Annotated in this window: 16 protein-coding genes and 1 pseudogene; 9 read left to right on the top strand and 8 right to left on the bottom strand. The window is 67.7% G+C overall.

The genetic code is table 11. The features are described 5' to 3' along the window. Positions 1 to 355 precede the first annotated feature (355 nt). Positions 356 to 520 (top strand): hypothetical protein, encoded by a 165-nt coding sequence (locus tag AB0K82_RS06325; protein ID WP_364393712.1) that lies wholly within the window; start codon positions 356 to 358, stop codon positions 518 to 520. On the opposite strand, the gene AB0K82_RS06320 is transcribed toward AB0K82_RS06325, so the two are convergent. Together AB0K82_RS06320 and AB0K82_RS06315 are read right to left on the bottom strand one after the other, a co-directional pair. Continuing rightward, a complete protein-coding gene (locus AB0K82_RS06320) occupies positions 521 to 1822 on the bottom strand; it encodes a HAMP domain-containing sensor histidine kinase (protein WP_364393417.1) in 1302 nt (433 codons plus the stop codon). Beyond that, positions 1819 to 2487 carry a response regulator transcription factor gene (locus AB0K82_RS06315; RefSeq protein WP_364393415.1) on the bottom strand — a complete coding sequence of 223 codons (669 nt, stop codon included), beginning with the start codon at positions 2485 to 2487 and terminating at the stop codon, positions 1819 to 1821. Before AB0K82_RS06315 ends, AB0K82_RS06320 begins: the two co-directional genes overlap by 4 nt. 92 nt (positions 2488 to 2579) lie before the next feature. On the opposite strand from AB0K82_RS06315, the gene AB0K82_RS06310 reads away from it, so the two are divergent. Next, positions 2580 to 3875 (top strand): hypothetical protein, encoded by a 1296-nt coding sequence (locus tag AB0K82_RS06310; protein WP_364393413.1) that lies wholly within the window; start codon positions 2580 to 2582, stop codon positions 3873 to 3875. Positions 3876 to 4040: 165 nt separating this feature from the next. On the opposite strand, the pseudogene AB0K82_RS06305 reads toward AB0K82_RS06310, so the two are convergent. The 4 genes and pseudogenes from AB0K82_RS06305 to AB0K82_RS06290 all read right to left on the bottom strand — a co-directional run. Continuing rightward, positions 4041 to 4481: pseudogene (locus tag AB0K82_RS06305) on the bottom strand (family 20 glycosylhydrolase); the annotation flags it as partial. A gap of 727 nt (positions 4482 to 5208) precedes the next feature. After that, entirely contained in the window at positions 5209 to 5664 is a 456-nt protein-coding gene (locus AB0K82_RS06300; RefSeq protein ID WP_364393411.1) for a universal stress protein, read from the bottom strand. 77 nt (positions 5665 to 5741) lie between these two features. Further along, positions 5742 to 6797, bottom strand: a complete 1056-nt coding sequence (locus tag AB0K82_RS06295) for an acyl-CoA desaturase (protein ID WP_364393409.1) — start codon at positions 6795 to 6797, stop codon at positions 5742 to 5744. Positions 6798 to 6869: 72 nt separating this feature from the next. Next, positions 6870 to 7163, bottom strand: coding sequence for a UBP-type zinc finger domain-containing protein (locus AB0K82_RS06290; protein ID WP_364393407.1), 294 nt, complete (start codon positions 7161 to 7163; stop codon positions 6870 to 6872). Positions 7164 to 7510: 347 nt separating this feature from the next. Here AB0K82_RS06290 and AB0K82_RS06285 point away from each other — a divergent pair, with 347 nt between their 5' ends. Together AB0K82_RS06285 and AB0K82_RS06280 are read left to right on the top strand one after the other, a co-directional pair. After that, positions 7511 to 8425: a LysR substrate-binding domain-containing protein gene (locus AB0K82_RS06285; protein ID WP_364393405.1), complete on the top strand. Its 915-nt coding sequence runs from the start codon at positions 7511 to 7513 to the stop codon at positions 8423 to 8425. A 93-nt stretch (positions 8426 to 8518) separates the two neighbouring features. Further along, positions 8519 to 9409, top strand: coding sequence for an SPFH domain-containing protein (locus AB0K82_RS06280; RefSeq protein ID WP_364393403.1), 891 nt, complete (start codon positions 8519 to 8521; stop codon positions 9407 to 9409). A 27-nt stretch (positions 9410 to 9436) separates the two neighbouring features. On the opposite strand, the gene AB0K82_RS06275 is transcribed toward AB0K82_RS06280, so the two are convergent. Further along, the gene (locus AB0K82_RS06275; RefSeq protein ID WP_364393400.1) at positions 9437 to 10552 is read right to left on the bottom strand and encodes an acyl-CoA desaturase; all 1116 of its coding nucleotides are present in this window, start codon (positions 10550 to 10552) and stop codon (positions 9437 to 9439) included. Between the two features lie 17 nt (positions 10553 to 10569). Further along, the gene (locus AB0K82_RS06270; RefSeq protein ID WP_364393398.1) at positions 10570 to 11712 is read right to left on the bottom strand and encodes a ferredoxin reductase; all 1143 of its coding nucleotides are present in this window, start codon (positions 11710 to 11712) and stop codon (positions 10570 to 10572) included. 184 nt (positions 11713 to 11896) lie between these two features. On the opposite strand from AB0K82_RS06270, the gene AB0K82_RS06265 reads away from it, so the two are divergent. The 5 genes from AB0K82_RS06265 to AB0K82_RS06245 all read left to right on the top strand — a co-directional run bounded on the left by AB0K82_RS06265 (position 11897) and on the right by AB0K82_RS06245 (position 16616). After that, a complete protein-coding gene (locus AB0K82_RS06265; protein WP_364393396.1) occupies positions 11897 to 12646 on the top strand; it encodes a DUF5994 family protein in 750 nt (249 codons plus the stop codon). A gap of 197 nt (positions 12647 to 12843) precedes the next feature. After that, on the top strand, positions 12844 to 13209 hold the full coding sequence (locus AB0K82_RS06260; protein WP_364393394.1) for a hypothetical protein: 366 nt from the start codon (positions 12844 to 12846) through the stop codon (positions 13207 to 13209). Between the two features lie 392 nt (positions 13210 to 13601). Beyond that, positions 13602 to 13805 (top strand): cold-shock protein, encoded by a 204-nt coding sequence (locus AB0K82_RS06255; protein ID WP_364393392.1) that lies wholly within the window; start codon positions 13602 to 13604, stop codon positions 13803 to 13805. A 336-nt stretch (positions 13806 to 14141) separates the two neighbouring features. Then, the gene (locus tag AB0K82_RS06250) at positions 14142 to 15557 is read left to right on the top strand and encodes a DEAD/DEAH box helicase (RefSeq protein ID WP_364393710.1); all 1416 of its coding nucleotides are present in this window, start codon (positions 14142 to 14144) and stop codon (positions 15555 to 15557) included. Between the two features lie 855 nt (positions 15558 to 16412). Continuing rightward, positions 16413 to 16616 carry a cold-shock protein gene (locus AB0K82_RS06245; protein WP_364393389.1) on the top strand — a complete coding sequence of 68 codons (204 nt, stop codon included), beginning with the start codon at positions 16413 to 16415 and terminating at the stop codon, positions 16614 to 16616. Positions 16617 to 16619 lie beyond the last annotated feature (3 nt).

The raw sequence follows: 16619 nt of genomic DNA, 5'->3' as shown, positions 1-16619 counted from the left end.
AACGCAAATCTAAAGCTGATCTCTGCCGCCGCCGAGGGCCATAGCGTCAACGCTCGTCAGTGGGCGCCTGATTCCCCTCGAGATTCCGGCGCGGAACGTTGGCGTGTCAGCTCCGGTCGGCCGGCTTCGACCGCGAGCCCAATGTGCATGCCGGCTCACGCTACCGCCGGCGAGTCAGAGACATTAGTGCGCCGCGCCGCCGAAAGCAGGCGGATCTTGAGACCGCTACGTTCCAGCGATCACATCTGGTGATCGCCAGTCGGACAAGCAGCCGCCAGGCGCAGATCACCTGGTGAGCGCCCCTTGCTCGTTCGGCGTCAAGGTGAACGCCGTTCTGACCTTCTGGACCGCCTAAATCCTCACCCGCCCCTTCGGCGCCTCCATCGGCGACTACCTATCCCAAGCCCGCGGCGATGGCGGCCTCGGCCTGGGCGCTGTCGTCACCAGCGCGCTCTTTCTCGTGACGATCCTGGGCCTTTCGTCTACCTCGCCGTCTCGCGTAAGGACCAGGATCGGGTGATCAGCCGCGGGGCAGGGAGATGACGAACCGTCCGGCCGCGTCGATGGCGATGTCTCCGTCAGCGGTACGGGCCAGGCGTCGAGCGAGCGCGAGCCCGAGTCCGACGCCGTCGTGACCGTCGTCGGGGTTGGCGCGCCGACCCGGTTCGAACACTGCGTTACGGAGTTCCACTGGTACGCCGGGACCGTCATCGGTGATGATGATCTCCACGTCGGCCGTGCACTCCACGGTGATCTGGGTCCGCGCGTAGCGGCGTGCGTTGTTCAGCAGGGGCACGAGGATGCGCTCGACCAGGTTCGCGGGTACCCCAGCCGTCACGTTCTTACCGATTACCACGATCGACGGCCCCTCCGTGTTGCGCTCGGCCAGATCACGGGCCAGGTGGAGGAGCGAGCATCGGTCACGGATGCGATCGGTGGGAATGGTGAGAAGTGACTCACAGATCTGCTGCATGGTGGCCGCGCTCGCCGCGATCGCTTGATGTGAGGTGTCTCGTTCGGCAGCGGTGCGGTTTCGCGCGATCAGCCAGTCGATCTCCGCAGTGATCCGAGTCAGCGGGGTCCGTAGTTCGTGTGAGAGTTCAGCGGTGAGCTGTTGTTCGTGGCGCAGGACGGCGGAGAGCCGATCGAGTAGCTGATCAAGGTTTCTCGCCAGCCCGGCGAGTTCGGCAGGACGGTGTTCCGCGCCGAACCGGTGATGGGTTCCGTGCTCTCCCCATTGCGTGGCCTGCTCGCTCATCTGTGTCACCGGCCGGAGGGCACCGCGAACGACCGCGCGAGTCAGCAGGTAGACGCCGAAGAGCAACAGCAGGCCGAGGACGGCGGAACCGGCCAGCACCAGACGGGCCAGGTCGCTGTAGGGGTCAAGATCAACCGCGCTGACCACCGTGCCCACCCGCCGGCCTTCGGACATCACCGGCAGCGAGTAAACCCTCCAGGCGTAAGGCGTCTTGATATCCATGAAGGTCTTGCGCTGCCCGGCCATGCGGTCCGCACTCGCCTGCAGCCCCTTGGGTGCTCTGGGGCGCTCGATGGCCGTGTAACCCTGGTAGATCCAGACTCCGACATCCAAAGCACGGTCGTCGGAGGGTTCCAGCACTCGGATATGGCCGTCCGGCCAGGTCTGCAGAGTCGCTGCCACGGCCGCCGCCCGAGTCCGCAGCAGGTCATCAGACTGTCTACGCAGCTGTGCGTGAAGCGCCAGGTTGAAGATGACGGTGAGCAGCGTGACCCAGATCGCCGTCGTGGTCAGCGCGAGCAGAGCGAGGCGGCCGCGTAGAGTCGCCGGCGTGAGGGCCCTCATGTGAATCGGTAGCCGACGCCGCGTATGGTGCTGATGCCCCGCTCACACCCGGCTTCACGGAGCTTACGGCGCAGGCGCCTCAGGTACTGGTCGAGGGTGTTGTCATTGACTTGGGCGCCTTCGGGCCAGGCCGAGCGCACCAGGGCATGGCGCCGGACGACCGCGCCAGGGGCCGCCATCAAGCAGGCCAGCAGCCGGAACTCGGTGGGTGTAAGGGGCACCTGTGTGCCGTCCGCGGTCTTCAGGACGTGTGCGACCGGGTCCAGCCGCAGCCCGTCGACCTCGGTGGCCGCCTCGCGGCCGGCTCTGCGCAGCACCGCGCGGACCCTGGCAGCGAGTTCGGCCAGGTGGAAGGGCTTGGCGAGATAGTCGTCGCCGCCTGCGGAGAAGCCCGAAAGCCGGGACGTGAGGCCATCACGAGCGGTCAAGAAGATGACCGGCATGTCCAACCCGGCAGCGCGCATGGCCTGACAGACGTCCCTGCCATCGGAGTCGGGCAACCCGATGTCCAGCACGACTGCGTCGATCTGGTCATCTACCGTCCGCAGCGCGCCTGCTCCGTCCGCGGCTGTCAACACCTCGAAATGCTCCTCGCGCAGGCCCCTGGCGAGAACGTCACGAAGTCCGTGGTCGTCTTCTACGACCAGGACGCGGTGGATGGTCACATCGTCAGGTTACGGACCTTCCCGTAACCTGAGCCCACCTGCCTGCCGAAGCGTTCAGGTTGTGTTCAGGCACGCCGTGCCAGCCTTCCCCGATGACAACAACCCAGCAGATCCGGATGGGCGAACCGACCGGCCGGCAGATGCTCAACAAGGTGCCTGAGGTCACGGTCTGGTTCTGGATCATCAAGATCCTCTGCACGACCGTCGGCGAGAGTTTCGCCGACTACATCAACGAAACCCTCGGCTTCGGCCTGACCAACACCATGCTGTTGTTCACCGTGGTATTCGCGGTCGTGCTAACGGTCCAGTTCCGTACCAAGCGCTACAGCCCGTTCCCGTACTGGCTGACCGTGGTGGTGGTCAGTGTCACCGGCACGCTGTACACCGACATGCTCACCGATAAGCAACACGTCCCGCTGTGGCTGAGCTCGACGGTCTTCTCGGTCCTGCTGGCCATCGTCTTCGGAGTCTGGTGGCTGCGCGAGCGGACCCTGTCGATCCACAGCATCACCACCTTCCCGCGTGAGGCGTTCTACTGGCTGACCGTCCTGGTGACGTTCGCGCTGGGCACCGCCACCGGTGACTGGACGCTGGAGCTGACCAACTGGACGCCCGCGCAGTCGGTGTTCCTGCCGCTGGGCCTCATCGTGTTGATCACCGGGCTGTGGAAGTTCGGCGCCAACCCGGTGCTTTCGTTCTGGCTGGCCTACATCCTCACCCGCCCGCTCGGCGCCAACATCGGTGACTGGCTCGCCTCCCCGAAGGTCGCGGCCAACCCGGGCGACCCGGTCGGACTCGGCCTGGGCACCTTCATCACGAGCCTGATCTTCCTCGGCGCCATCCTGGCGACGGTCATCTACCTGTCGATCAGCCGTAGCGACGTCGCCGAGACCTACGAGGCGACGCACGCGCCGTCGGTCACCACCAACGCGCGCCGGGAGCGCATCGCGCTGGGAGCCGTCGGCGTGATCGCCGCCGGCACCGCCGCGCTGATGGTCTGGGCCCACAACCAGCCCCACGTCACCTGCGACCCGACCGGTCAGAGCGAGACGATGCCGGCCTGTCCGAAGCCGCCCCTGACCGGCGACCAGACGACCGCCGCAGTGACGAAGTACGAGAACCTCGCCCAGACGGCGATCGCCCAGGACCGGGCCGGGAAGGCCGCAGCCTCCCACGCCACCGTGCAGAAGATGCGCGATGACTGGGACGCCGACGCCACCTCGCTGCAGGCGGTCAACAAGAAGACCTGGACCCTGCTCGACAACCAGATGGACGCGGTCCTCAAGACGTACGCCATCGACCACGGCCACATTAAGCCGGCTCCAGCCGCCAAGCAGGAGAAGCAACTCAAGGTCCTGCTGGCCGACTTCAAGAGCCACCGCTTCTGAATGGGCGCGTGAAGTAGGCGGATAACCCTTCTGTCCCGCGCGGGAGCCGAAAGGGGCCTCCACCCCGAGGATGTCGGTTTCGGTGACGCCGTTCACGAGGGTGGCCGGTTCCCACTCATAGGACTGGCGTACCGAGGCGTTCCTGTTGAGGTAGGCCAGCGGGCTGGGGGACATGACGATCTTGGCGCCCTTGCGCACGCCGACCCGGGCCAGCGCGTTGGCGGCGCTGGTGGTGTGCCAGTGCTGGATGACCGAGCCGGGTGGCAGGTCGCCGGCGGCGATCTCTTCCCAGCCCATCACCGCCTTGCCGTGGCCGTGGACGACCGCGCCGGTCATGGTCACGAACCGCACATAGTCGCGAGGGTCGGTGCGCGCCGCCTCATCCCCTCCCATGTGCAGGTAGCGGCCGGGGCTGAGCGCGGCCAACTCACCCATGACCTCGTCGACGAACCGGTGCGTGACCGGCGTGCCGGCGCACAGCGAGCGTCGACCGACCCGGTCGCGGAGCCGCCGGGCCTGGTCCTGGCCTTCCAGGGCCAAGTCGGCTGCGCATCGAGGGCACGGAAGCTGATCGACACCCGCGTCGGGCGGCTCAGCTGGTTCCACACCCTGCGGGTCGGCCCGCTCATCGCGATCAGTGCCGATGGTCACCGCGTCGGCCTGCTCACCCTCCCGCCGCACACCGACGAGAACGCCGTTCGAAGCCGTCCATGTCCCCAGCAGCAGCTTCGGTTAGAGGTACTGGCCCGTCGCGGCGCCATTGGTCCTCGACACCCGCATCGACACCACATTGGCCATGTTGATGACGATGCCGCTCTCATCGGACTCGCGCTCATACCTCGCCTCGTTCAGGACCAGGCTGCGATGCTCGTCTATGGCATGGGCGACCGCTTCGAGCGCCTCATTCTCGTCACTGAAGTCCCGGCACACCACGGAGACATCTTCCCCGCCCACCGGGTGGAATCGTAGGACAAGTACGATCTTGTCAGGCACGGCCGATCCCCCTCTGCGCGGAATCCAGGCGGGCGGCCCCGCCGGGCTGACCCCGGCCCCCAGTCCGCACCTCGGCGCGGACCCCGACACTCTCAAGTGTGCCCTCGTCCCCGGTCCCAGGAACCAGGACGACCCAACCGGCCCGGCGACGCTTCCCGCGGACCGGACGCCCGGGCCGGCCACGGATGCAATGCGAGAAGGGCGCAACCCCGCTCGGCGTGGGCCGGGCCGGTGATCGTCTGATGGGCGGCCCAGCGACTTGTGCGTGGGCGTCGACGCACGCGTCCGGGTGACGTCCCGCGCCGCTTCCCGGTCGGCGGACATGTCGTGCGGGTCCATGTCAGGGCACGATGAGGACCGGGCACTTCGCGTGTCGGGAGACCTCGTCGGCGACGTTGGACCGGAACAGCGCGGAGGGGCCGCCGTGGTGCGGGGAACCCAGGACGATCAGATCCACCTCCAGCTTCCGTGCCTGATCCAGTACGGCTCGTGGCGTGTATCCCGGCGTACTCTCCAGCAGCAGGCCCTCGGCGTGCACGCCCGCCGCGGACAGGAGGACCACGGCGTCGTCGACCATCCGTCGCGCCACGCTGCTCACGTCATTCTCTGCCGGTTCGCCGGCCAGTGCCTGACTCGCCAGGGCGCCCAGTATCGATGGCAGGGAGGGGAAGTCGGTGGCCCGCACGTGCAGAACGAGGACCGCGGCGCCGGTCAGCGACGCAAGTTGCCGGGTCTGGTCGAGCACAGCCTCCGTACTGGGCGTCCAATCGATCGCGGCCAAGATTCGCCTGTACATCGTCCGGTCCTTCCTTGTGGATCACGCCGCGCGGGCGTCATCCGCCGGTCTCGAGTCGCGGCCAGGCGGCTTCGCCGTCACACAGTGCCGCTGCCGGCCGCGTGGAGGTGGCGGAGCACTTGGGCATAGGAACGGGCGAGGGAGGTCTCCGTGTAGGTGATGCCGTGCTGTTCGCAGGAGGCGCGGACCAGCGCCTGGGCGCGCCGCAGGCTGGGGCGCGGCATGCTGGGGAACAGATGGTGTTCGATCTGATAGTTCAGACCACCGAGTACGAAGTCGGTGAATCGGCCGCCGCGCACGTTACGGGAGGTCAGGACCTGACGGCGCAGGTAGTCGACCTTTTCGTCCTCGCTGAGGATGGGCATGCCCTTGTGGTTCGGGGCGAACGAGCATCCCATGTACACGCCGAACAGGCCCTGCTGCACGAGCAGGAAGCACACGGCCTGGAAGGGAGACAGGACGAGGAACAGGGCCCCCAGATAGCCTGCCGTGTGGGTGAGCAGCAGGATCGCCTCGGTCGGTTTCGCCTTCGGCGATGTTCCGGTGCGGCCCAGGAGCGCGCGGACGCTTGCGACGTGCAGGTTGAGCCCCTCCAGCAGGAGCATCGGGAAGAACAGGTAGGCCTGCCATTTGGCCAGCAGGACGCCGAGTCCGCGGCGCGCGCGAGCCTGGTCCGGGGTGAAGGCGAGGGCACCGCCTGCGATGTCGGGGTCGTGGCCTTCGTGGTTCGGGTGGGCGTGGTGGCGGTTGTGCTTGTCGACCCACCAGCCATAGCTCAGCCCGACCAACAGACCACCGTGCAGGCGGCCGAGCAGGTCGTTCGCGCGTTTGGAACCGAAGATCTGCTTGTGCCCGGCGTCGTGCCCGACGAACGCGACCTGGGTGAACATCACCGCGAGGAAGACCGCCACCAGCAGTTGCCACCAGGAGCGGCCGAGCAGGGCGAAGACGACCCACCCGGCAGCGAAGAACGTGAGATTCGCCGCGATCTTCAACGCGTAATAGGCGGGCCGGCCATCGAGCAGTCCCGCTCGCTTGACCTGGCGGGACAACTCGGCGTACGCGCTCCCGCGTCCGGCGGCGGGCGGCCCTCGGCGGGAGCGTGTGCCCGGTTCTACGGCGTCGACGACCATTCTGTTTACTCCTTCGACTGTTGAAAGATCGCAGGGCGTGGCCTGCTCGACTGTTACGAGGGCGTGGCCTGCTCAGACGGCACGCCGGTGGACATAGCACCATCTCCAGGCCGGCCCGGGCCGCAACGCGCGTACCACCGGATGGTCGGTCTCTTCGTAGTGCGCGAGCGCGTGCCGACGGGGCGAGTCATCCGAGCACGCCACCCATCCGCACGTCAGGCACGCCACAAGGCCGGCCCAGCGCTCACCGGTGGCCCGGCATTCCCAGCACGTGCTCGAGTTGGGGGCCACCGGAACGAGCGCATCGACATGCTCACATCGGGGTGCCGACCCGTTCCCGCTGATGCGTCGCGCATTGAGCGCCATGCCGGCTCTATCCGCGGCCATCTGCGCCCCCTCTCCCCGGAACCCGCGCGGTGCCACGCGGGCTGATTCACTCCCAGTCGACCCGCATCGAGGCCGGATGGAAACCGGCAACCCGAGCAAGGCTCATCATCTGCCCTGATCACCAGGCGAGCGCCCGCGGCGGTCAACGGGCAGCCACTCCGGACGCGGGCGATGGCGCCGACCGACGGGAGCCTCGTCGCAGGCCTGGATCACGGCCCGCGGCACGTGCGAGTCTGTACATGACGCGCATGGACCGGCGCCTGGGATACCGGGCGCGCCGGGCGACGGTGGCAGGTCGGCCTGGCCGGTGAGTGGAGGTGGCGGCCATGGAGCTTCGCCAGCTTCGCTACTTCGTGACACTGGCCGAAGAACTGCACTTCGGCCGGGCGGCCGCGCGCGAGCACATCGTGCAGTCGGCGTTGAGCCAGCAGTTGCAGCGGCTGGAACGCGAACTGGGGGTACGCCTGCTGGAGCGCAGCACCCACCACGTCGGGTTGACGGCGGCGGGAGCGGCGTTCCTGGTCGAGGCTCGGCAGATCATCGCTCACACCGACCGGGCCGCGCAGGTCGCCCGCAGCGCGGCCGGAACATCTCCCAGCCTGCGCGTCGGCATCATCGACGCGAGCTACGATTCGATGCCGCAGATCCTGCACGAGGTCCAGGCCAGATACCCCGGTCTGGTGATCCACCAGGTCGAGGCCGGCGTGCCCGAGCAGTACCAGCAACTCCTCGACGGCCGCCTGGACGTGGGCATCGGACGGGCCGCGCTCGCCCCGCCGGGGGTGGCCTCACACCTCTTCCGCAAGGACCCGCTGGGGGTACTGGTCCCCGAGGGACACCGCTTCACGTTTTTGGACGGTGTGCCGGTCGCCACGCTCGCACAAGAGCCTCTGCTGCTCGCAGAGGACGTGCAGGCGCCGGAGTTCAATCAGTTCGTGGTTGAGATGTGCCGGTCGGCGGGGTTCACGCCCGCCGTCTACGAAGGCAGCGTGGAGAGCATTCGCGCCGCCGCCGCACTGGTCGCCGCAGGACGGTGCCTGTACTGCGTACCCTCCTCCTGCATCTCCGCCCTCCCCGGAACCATCTGGCGGCCGCTGATCGAACCGGTCTCCCACTACCCGTGGTCGATCCTGTGGCGGGCGACCGACGCCTCCGATCACGTACGCGCCATCGTCACCTGCGCGCGGGCGATGTCGCAGCGACTGGGCTGGCTGGCGATCCCGGACCGGACAGCCGGCTGAGACGCCGAGCCGGCGGCCGCCCATCAGCTGACGTGATGAGCCCTGCTCAGGTTCATGCTTTCCGTGCCAGGGACATGCCGGTTGGCTGATGGCATGACCGTCATCATCACCGTCGCCGTCGTCCTTGTCGCCGTGGCCCTGCTGGCCCTGATGCTGTCGGTGCGGGTCGTGCAGCAGTATGAGCGCGGCGTCGTGTTCCGGCTGGGACGCCTCCAAGACGGTGTGCGGCTGCCGGGGCTCACCTTCATCGCACCGGTCGTGGACCGGCTTCGTAAGGTTAACGTCCAGGTCATCACCATGAGCGTCCCCGCCCAAGACGGCATCACCGAGGACAACGTTAGCGTTCGCGTCGACGCGGTCGTCTACTTCCGGGTCGTCGACGCGGTCAAGGCCACCGTGAACGTGCAGAACTACCCCTTCGCCGTCTCTCAAGTCGCCCAGACCTCGCTGCGCTCGGTCATCGGCCGAGCCGACCTGGACGCCCTGTTGTCGCAGCGCGACCGGCTGAACACCGAACTCACCGCGATCATCGACGGCCCCACCGAGTCGCCCTGGGGGGTCAAGGTCGAACGAGTCGAGCTCAAAGACGTCGCACTGCCCGAAACGATGAAACGCTCCATGTCCCGTCAGGCCGAAGCCGAACGCGAACGCCGAGCCCGCGTCATCACCGCCGACGGCGAATTCCAGGCCTCGACAAAGCTCGCCCAAGCCGCCGCCACCATGGCCGCCGATCCCGCCGCCCTGCAACTGCGACTCCTGCAGACCGTCGTCGAAGTCGCCGCGGAGAAGAACAGCACCCTCGTCATGCCCGTCCCCGTCGAACTGCTCCGCTTCTTCGACCGCCTCGGGCCTGGACCGGAGGGCATCGGCTTGGCGCACACGTCTGCCCGGACTCCTCGTCTCGACCCGCGACCAACGGCGGCCCCGGTGAATCCCACGTCCCCGGCCACCCTCCCGACCGAAGAACCCGAACCCGCCCGCTGAAAGACCGGCGGGTTAACCCATCGTGCTTCAGGCGATCGCCCGGAGATCTGAGGCTGGTGGTTCTGCCGGTGGGGCCTCGTGGTGCCGAGGTCCTGGGAAGGCGAGTCGCAGGATGCGTTTGTAGACCGAGCCGGTCTGGCGGGCCAGTGAGCCGCTGGTGTAGGGGAGTTCGAATCGTTCGCAAAGTGCGCGGATTCGTGGCGCGATCTCGGCGTACCGGTTGCTCGGGATATCGGGGAACAGGTGGTGTTCGATCTGGTGACTGAGGTTGCCGCTCATGAGGTGCAGGAGGCGGCCGCCGTCGATGTTGCAGGAGCCGAGCAGTTGGCGGACGTACCACTCGCCGCGGGTCTCGCCCTCCAACTGCTCTTCGGTGAAGGTCTCGGCGCCTTCGGGGAAGTGGCCGCAGAAGATGATGGTGTGCGCCCATACGTTGCGGGTCAGGTTCGCGGTGAGGTTGCCGAGCAGGACGGGCATGAAGCCGGGGCCGGCCAGCAGCGGGAATGCCAGATAGTCCTTGATGATCTGGCGCCGTACCTTGCCGGCGATGGCGCGTAGCTGCGTCCAGGTCTCTTTCAGACTTTTGTCCCCGGCCGGTATGCGTTCGACCTCCAGGTCGTACAGCGCGATTCCGTATTCGAAGACGAGTGCGAGGAGCACGTTGTAGATCGGCTGGAGAAGGTAGACCGGGTGCCAGCGTTGCTCCGGGCTGACCCGCAGCAGCGAATAGCCGATGTCACGGTCCTTGCCGAGCACATTGGTCCAGGTGTGGTGGACGAAGTTGTGGGAGTGTTTCCACTGGTCGGCCGGTGACACGACGTCCCATTCCCACGTTGTGGAGTGGATCTTCGGATCGCGCATCCAGTCCCACTGCCCGTGCAGAACGTTATGGCCGATCTCCATGTTCTCCAGGATCTTCGCGGTGGCCAGCGCCGCGGTGCCGGCCGCCCAGGCGGGCGGCAGCCAGGACGCGAACAGCAGGACGCGGCCGCCCAGCTCCAGCTTGCGCTGGGTCGCGATGACGCCGCGGATGTAGCGTGCGTCCCTGTCCCCGAGGCTCGCGATGACCTCGTCGCGGATGCTGTCCAGCTCACGTCCGAACTCCTCGACGTCGGTCGGGCTGACAAGCGCGGTGGTCGACATGGTCCCCCTTTTTTGCGTCAAAGCTCGATCTCGACTGGTCCGGCGGCGGCCGACACGCAGGTCTGGACGAGGTCGCCCGCTTCGCCGTGGATCTGGCCGGTGCGCAGGTCACGTACCCGCCCCGAGGCGAGCCGTCCCACGCAGCTGTGGCAGATCCCCATCCGGCAGCCGCTCGGCATGAGGACACCCGCCTGCTCCCCGGCGATCAGCAGCGGCGTACCGCCGTCGGCGTCGGTCTGCCGGCCGCTCCGGGTGAACCGGATCCGGCCACCCTCCCCCCCGGCCGTCGGCGCGGCCGGGCGAAAGCGCTCGACATGCAGCCGATCAGCCGATCCGGCCCAGTGCTCCTCGGCCTCCTGGAGCATCTCGGCCGGCCCGCAGACCCACGCCGTACGTTCGGCCCAGTCCGGGCACAGATCGGGCAGGTCGGCCGGCCTGAGCCGCCCCCCGGTTCGCGTGTGCCGCTCATACAGCCGCAGATTCGCGAACCGCGCCGCCAACGCCCGCAGCTCCGCGCCGAAGATGACGTCCGCCGGCGTAGGCGCTGAGTGCATCAAGACCACGTCGGGCACCCCATGGCGCCCGGAATCTCGGTGCGACACGGCGACTCCGGGCTCCGCCGCGCCTCCCGTAGCCGCGGGGGACAGGAGGCCGCGCAGCATCGCCCGCACCGGCGTGATCCCGCTGCCGGCCGTCAGGAACAGCAGCCGCGGCGGTGGCGGCTCCGGGAGAACGAACTCCCCATCCGGCGCGCCCAGGTGGACGATCACGCCAGGCGCCGCCTGCCGCACCAGGTAGCGGGAGACCAGTCCGTCCGGGACCGCCTTGACGGTGATGGTGATACATCCGTCCGGGCGTCCCGGCGGGCAGGACACCGAAAAGGTCCGCCAGTGACGCACCCCCGCGATATCGACGCCGATCCGGACCCACTGCCCCGGCCTGTGCCGGACCCAGCCACGGCCGGGACGGATCACCAGCGTCACCGCGTCCGCGGTCTCCGGGTGGATCGCCTGAATCCGGCCGCGTACCTCCGACCCGCACAACAGCGGATCGAACAGCGCCAGATAGTCATCCGGAAGCAGCGGCGTGGTCAGCGACCGTACGGCGCCCGCCAACCGCCGCAAGACGGCCGACCGGACGGCGGAGCCGGGCGTGCTCAAGAAGCAGGTCTCCAGCGAAGGGCCTGCGGCCAGAACCTCGACCGCCGGTCGCCCCCATCGATCAGCTCAGCCCCCATGATCCCGTGGTACCCGGCATGGAGACCGCGCATGCTGACGCCGTTGATGGGCGAGATGACAGCGGAATCAAAAGCGCCACATCGGTTCGCGTCGGATTCTTCTGGGTATGATTTATTTACCGAGGGCATTTCGTGCGCCGATGGCCAAGTTGACGTCGTCCTGGGCGTTTGAAAATCCGGTTCCCTTCGGGACCGAGGACGGGGCCGACGTCATGGCACCGCACGTTGATCCCACAGATCTCCTTTCTTCCGTCATCCCGCCGGCGTCGAGGTTGAGCCTGGATCCGGCGTTGAAGCGCCGGGGAATCCTCGACGGCGGTTGGTGGCCGCGTTCCCGTGACGCGAGCGTGGAGCTGCCGCTCCTCATCTCGTCGCTGAACCCGCGGGTCGGCGTGATTCTGCGGCTCGGTATCGATGCCCGCGACTGGGATGACATTCCCCGCCGCCTCACGGTCGGCGGGCACGTGGTGCGGGTCGGTCGGTTCGCCGACGTGAACCACAAGATCATCGTGACCCGCGGCCCGCAGGACCACATCCTGCTACTGGTCATACCGTCCCGGGCGTCAAGGGCTTCGGCGAAGGCCGCCCTGGCGATGGCGGCCGCAGGCAAGAACAGCGGCAGGCCCGAGGAGATCCTCGCCGCCGCCGGCATCGAGAACACGGTCGGGACGAACACGCGCCACGCGGTCCCGGACGATGGTGTTCGCTCAGATGGCCGGGGACTTCGCCCTGCGGGCGCCGGCAGCGTACGCCCGATGGTGATCGAGGACGCCCGGCAAGATGAGCGGGGTGAGATCGGCCGCTGGCTCGACGACGGCGCACCCTCCCCGGACCTCCCGGCGGGGCGCCCGAACTGAGGCAGCCGCGAAGGCGGGAAAGAGGATGGGTCGGCAGCCATGTGCGGGACCCCGAGCGTGATGTCCGACCCCACCTGCTGTCCTTCCGCAGCTTTCCGGAAGCCCTGGGCGGCGGTATTGGAGCAGTGAGCGAAGGCGTTCCTCGGGATAACGCGGGCGACGGACCGATGAAAGTCACCACGGCTCGAGGAGGGCGCATGCTGGCCGTCTGGACCACGGCGTTGTGGGTCGTTCGCCGGACCGGCGATCGGGTGATCCAGCGCTGGCGCTACCAGATCGAGAGCACGCCGACAACGCCGAGACAGCGCGAAGCGTTGGCCGGTGCGATGCGCGGCCTGCCCGGCCGATACACCGACCGGGTTCCCACGAGCACGCTCCGGCAGATCACCGGCTCGGCCGCCGCCGGGCAGTGGGAACAGGCCGTCGACCAGCTGATCACGGTCCTGGACCGTCTCGCCCCGGGAATAACCACGCGGGAACGCGATGAACTGCGGGCCCTCTCTACCGCGCTGGACATGCCGGTCGAGCGGGTCGATGTCCTCGTTTCATCGCCGCCCCGGTGAGCGTCACCGCTGGGTCGATGACGTCAATGACATGGCTGTGGTGGGGTTCGAGCGCACGTTTTACCGACGGTTCGGGTGCTCGTGTGGGCCGCTGATTCGCATCGGTGGTCGGCGCAATGGACGAGTGCCCGAAGTGGTCCGAGACGAGCTTGAGGTCGGCGTCGGCCCGCGGGGCCAGGCTGGTGGCGTGAGACGGCAGGCGCGGCAGGTTGCTTGCTTCGGCTACCGATGGTAAGGTCGCATGGTTGCAGTTGTGGTTCCATGGACTTCATGTACGCCTGCCGATCTTCACTTCAGGCGCCTTTTTCACCGGAGTCATCCGGGTGGGGTCATTACGGCGACGCGAGGCTCGCAGAGTGCGGGTTCCGTCAAGGCCCCGGAAGGAAACAGATATGGCTACCGGCACCGTGAAGTGGTTCAACGCGGAAAAAGGCTTCGGCTTCATCGAGCAGGACGGCGGCGGCGCGGACGTCTTCGCCCACTACTCCAACATCGCGGCCCAGGGCTTCCGTGAGCTCCAAGAGGGGCAGAAGGTCCAGTTCGACATCACGCAGGGCCAGAAGGGCCTCCAAGCGGAGAACATCATTCCTGCCTGAGCATCACGCGGTATGCCGTAGGCCCGTACGCGAAGGTCCGGGCCCTGCCAGCCGGCCTGGGATCTCATGTTTCCAGCGATAACGACGGCTGTCGTCCAGGGTGCGACCCTTCGGTGGAGATCCGGCCCACGGCCCCGTGTCCCCGGCCCCAGGCCGGTGCAGCCCATCTGAGTTCGGCCCTCAGACGCCCTTCCGCGAAGGGCCTCGGCCGTCTTGACGCCGTACATCTTCGTCTTCGGCGCTGTTTCGCGGCTCACTTCGGTTCGTTTTGTGATTGCTCCAGGCCATGGGCTGCGGAGCCTTCCTCGAGACGTGCCGCTTCAGGAAGGCTTACGCATGACCCGTCCCACCCGTTCGTCCCGCGGTCACTCCTCCCACACCCGTACCGGAGCTTCGCGTCAACCGGCCGCCCGGCCGCAGAGCGACTTCGCACTGCCCGTGAGTTCCACGCCCCCCCTTCCCCCGGCTGCGTCGTTCGCCGAGCTGGAGCTGCCGGCGGCCCTGCTGTCCACATTGACCCGGCAGGGCGTGACGGAACCGTTCCCGATCCAGGCCTCGACCCTTCCGGACGCGCTGAACGGCCGCGATGTCCTCGGCCGCGGCCGTACGGGCTCGGGAAAGACCCTCGCGTTCGGGCTGGCGATGCTGGCTCGAAGCGCCGGTCGGCGCGCTGAGCCGCGTAGACCGCTGGCCTTGGTGCTCGTCCCCACCCGGGAACTGGCCCAGCAGGTCACCGACGCACTAACCCCCTATGCCACGTCCGTCGACCTTCGATCGGCCACCGTCGTCGGCGGCGTATCGATCTCACGACAGGTCGCCGCTCTCAACCGCGGCGCGGAGATCCTGATCGCCACCCCGGGGCGCCTCGCGGATCTGATCAACCGAGGCGCCTGCCGGTTGGACCACGTACGCATCACCGTCCTGGACGAGGCGGATCAAATGGCCGACATGGGTTTCCTGCCGCAGGTCACCGCGCTGCTGGCCCAGGTGGCCCCGGAAGGCCAGCGGATGCTGTTCTCCGCGACTCTGGACCGCAACGTCGACCGTCTGGTCCGCCGTTTCCTCACCGATCCGGTGACCCACTCGGTCGACCCGTCGGCCGGGGCGGTGACCACCATGGAGCACCACCTCCTGCACGTCACGGAGGCGGACAAGCACGATACGACCGCGCACATCGCCGCCCGCGATGGCCGCGTCATCATGTTCGTCGACATGAAGCACGCCGCCGACCGGCTGACCCGCAAGCTGCTGACCGGGGGTGCACGCGCCGCGGCACTGCATGGAGGCAAGTCCCAGTCGCAGCGTAACCGCGCCCTGGAGCGGTTCCGCACGGGCGACGTGACGGTACTGGTCGCCACCAACGTCGCCGCGCGCGGCATCCACATCGATGGACTGGACCTGGTCGTCAACGTCGATCCGCCCAACGACCACAAGGACTACCTGCATCGGGGCGGCCGCACCGCCCGCGCGGGTGAATCCGGTACCGTCGTCACCTTGGTCCTGCCCAATCAGCGCCGCGAAATGGACCGGCTGATGGCCACCGCCGGAATCACGCCGCACTCCGCGCGAGTGCGGTCCGGCGATGCCGAACTCACCCGCATCACCGGTGCCCGCACGCCCTCCGGCATCCCCGTCACCCTGCCTTCTCCAGGCACCCCAGGCTCCCGAAACGGCGGCTCCGCGCCGGGCCGTCGCGGCCGGCGGAACCGCCGCTCCCCGCGACTCGCGGCAACCCAGAGCGCCGGCGCCTGAAGACAATCGCGGAGCAGGCCGCCGAGAATCCGGCGTTCCGGCCGCTTGTCCTCTCTCGCAGCGGTCACTACACGGCGGTCGTCGGCGGGTCTACGTACCCTGCTCCAGATGACCGCCTGGCGCTCGGGCCGACGGTGCCGGAGGCGATCCCGGCCGTGACGGGTACAGCTGATCGCGATACGGTCGGTACGGCTGAGGATCACGCGCCGACGGCGGAGTCGGTGTGTTCTCGGCCGCTCACTGATGCGGCCTTCACGGCCGGGACGGGTCGGCGGACATGACACCCCAACCACCCGACAGCCGCGCGGACGCGGGCATGATGTCCGGCATCCGGCCACTCGCCGCACGAGCCCCCAAAACACCGAGACCGCAGAGCGTTCCCAGCGGACACCCTCCAGAGACCGGCCGTACCGAGCGGGCCGATCATCCTGAGACCGTGGATCTCCGCTCGAGACGGGCCAGCCAGCGGCCAAACGTCCAGCCCCTGCCGCCGGACGCGTCGGATGCCTGCCTGTGTGGCGATCCCGCAGAGCTGGTCGTGGACACCAATTGGTTCAGCGGACGTCATTCTCGTGATCCAGTGTGCCGCCGCCATGTCACCGAGGTGGTGGCCGCCATCGCCGAGCGACAGGCTCGGCGCAACGGACGATGAAGTTTTTGATGCGACCGAGCTGCGGATTCATTTTCATGTGATAACTTAGCGATAGTTGCAGTTCTGGTTCCCATAGACTTTATGTGCGCCTGCTGGTTCGACCACAGGCGCATTCTTATTTATGCCGGATTCCTCCGGTCGGGGGCATTTCGGCGACTGAAGCCCACATGGCGTGGGTTTTGACGACATCCGAAGGAGCAATCATGGTCAAAGGCACCGTTAAATGGTTCAACGCGGATAAGGGCTACGGCTTCATTCAGCCGGACGACGGCAGCAACGACGTCTTCGCGCATTACTCGAACATCGCCGCTCAGGGCTTTCGCGAGCTGCAGGAGGGGCAGAAGGTCCAGTTCGACATCACGCAGGGCCAGCGAGGCCCACAGGCCGAGAACATCGTTCCCGCCTGACGT

The organism is Actinoallomurus sp. NPDC052274 (genome assembly GCF_040679475.1).
GTDB lineage: Bacteria > Actinomycetota > Actinomycetes > Streptosporangiales > Streptosporangiaceae > Actinoallomurus > Actinoallomurus liliacearum.
Note: the sequence above shows the minus strand (reverse complement) of the source record. Positions and strands in the feature narration are given on the sequence as shown.

Coding starts and splice junctions, on each gene's coding strand:
- AB0K82_RS06320 (WP_364393417.1), bottom strand. CDS start 1,822: ATGAGGGCCCTCACGCCGGCGACTCTACGCGGCCGCCTCGCTCTGCTC.
- AB0K82_RS06310 (WP_364393413.1), top strand. CDS start 2,580: ATGACAACAACCCAGCAGATCCGGATGGGCGAACCGACCGGCCGGCAG.
- AB0K82_RS06300 (WP_364393411.1), bottom strand. CDS start 5,664: ATGTACAGGCGAATCTTGGCCGCGATCGATTGGACGCCCAGTACGGAG.
- AB0K82_RS06295 (WP_364393409.1), bottom strand. CDS start 6,797: ATGGTCGTCGACGCCGTAGAACCGGGCACACGCTCCCGCCGAGGGCCG.
- AB0K82_RS06290 (WP_364393407.1), bottom strand. CDS start 7,163: ATGGCGCTCAATGCGCGACGCATCAGCGGGAACGGGTCGGCACCCCGA.
- AB0K82_RS06285 (WP_364393405.1), top strand. CDS start 7,511: ATGGAGCTTCGCCAGCTTCGCTACTTCGTGACACTGGCCGAAGAACTG.
- AB0K82_RS06280 (WP_364393403.1), top strand. CDS start 8,519: ATGACCGTCATCATCACCGTCGCCGTCGTCCTTGTCGCCGTGGCCCTG.
- AB0K82_RS06275 (WP_364393400.1), bottom strand. CDS start 10,552: ATGTCGACCACCGCGCTTGTCAGCCCGACCGACGTCGAGGAGTTCGGA.
- AB0K82_RS06265 (WP_364393396.1), top strand. CDS start 11,897: ATGATTTATTTACCGAGGGCATTTCGTGCGCCGATGGCCAAGTTGACG.
- AB0K82_RS06260 (WP_364393394.1), top strand. CDS start 12,844: ATGCTGGCCGTCTGGACCACGGCGTTGTGGGTCGTTCGCCGGACCGGC.
- AB0K82_RS06255 (WP_364393392.1), top strand. CDS start 13,602: ATGGCTACCGGCACCGTGAAGTGGTTCAACGCGGAAAAAGGCTTCGGC.
- AB0K82_RS06250 (WP_364393710.1), top strand. CDS start 14,142: ATGACCCGTCCCACCCGTTCGTCCCGCGGTCACTCCTCCCACACCCGT.
- AB0K82_RS06245 (WP_364393389.1), top strand. CDS start 16,413: ATGGTCAAAGGCACCGTTAAATGGTTCAACGCGGATAAGGGCTACGGC.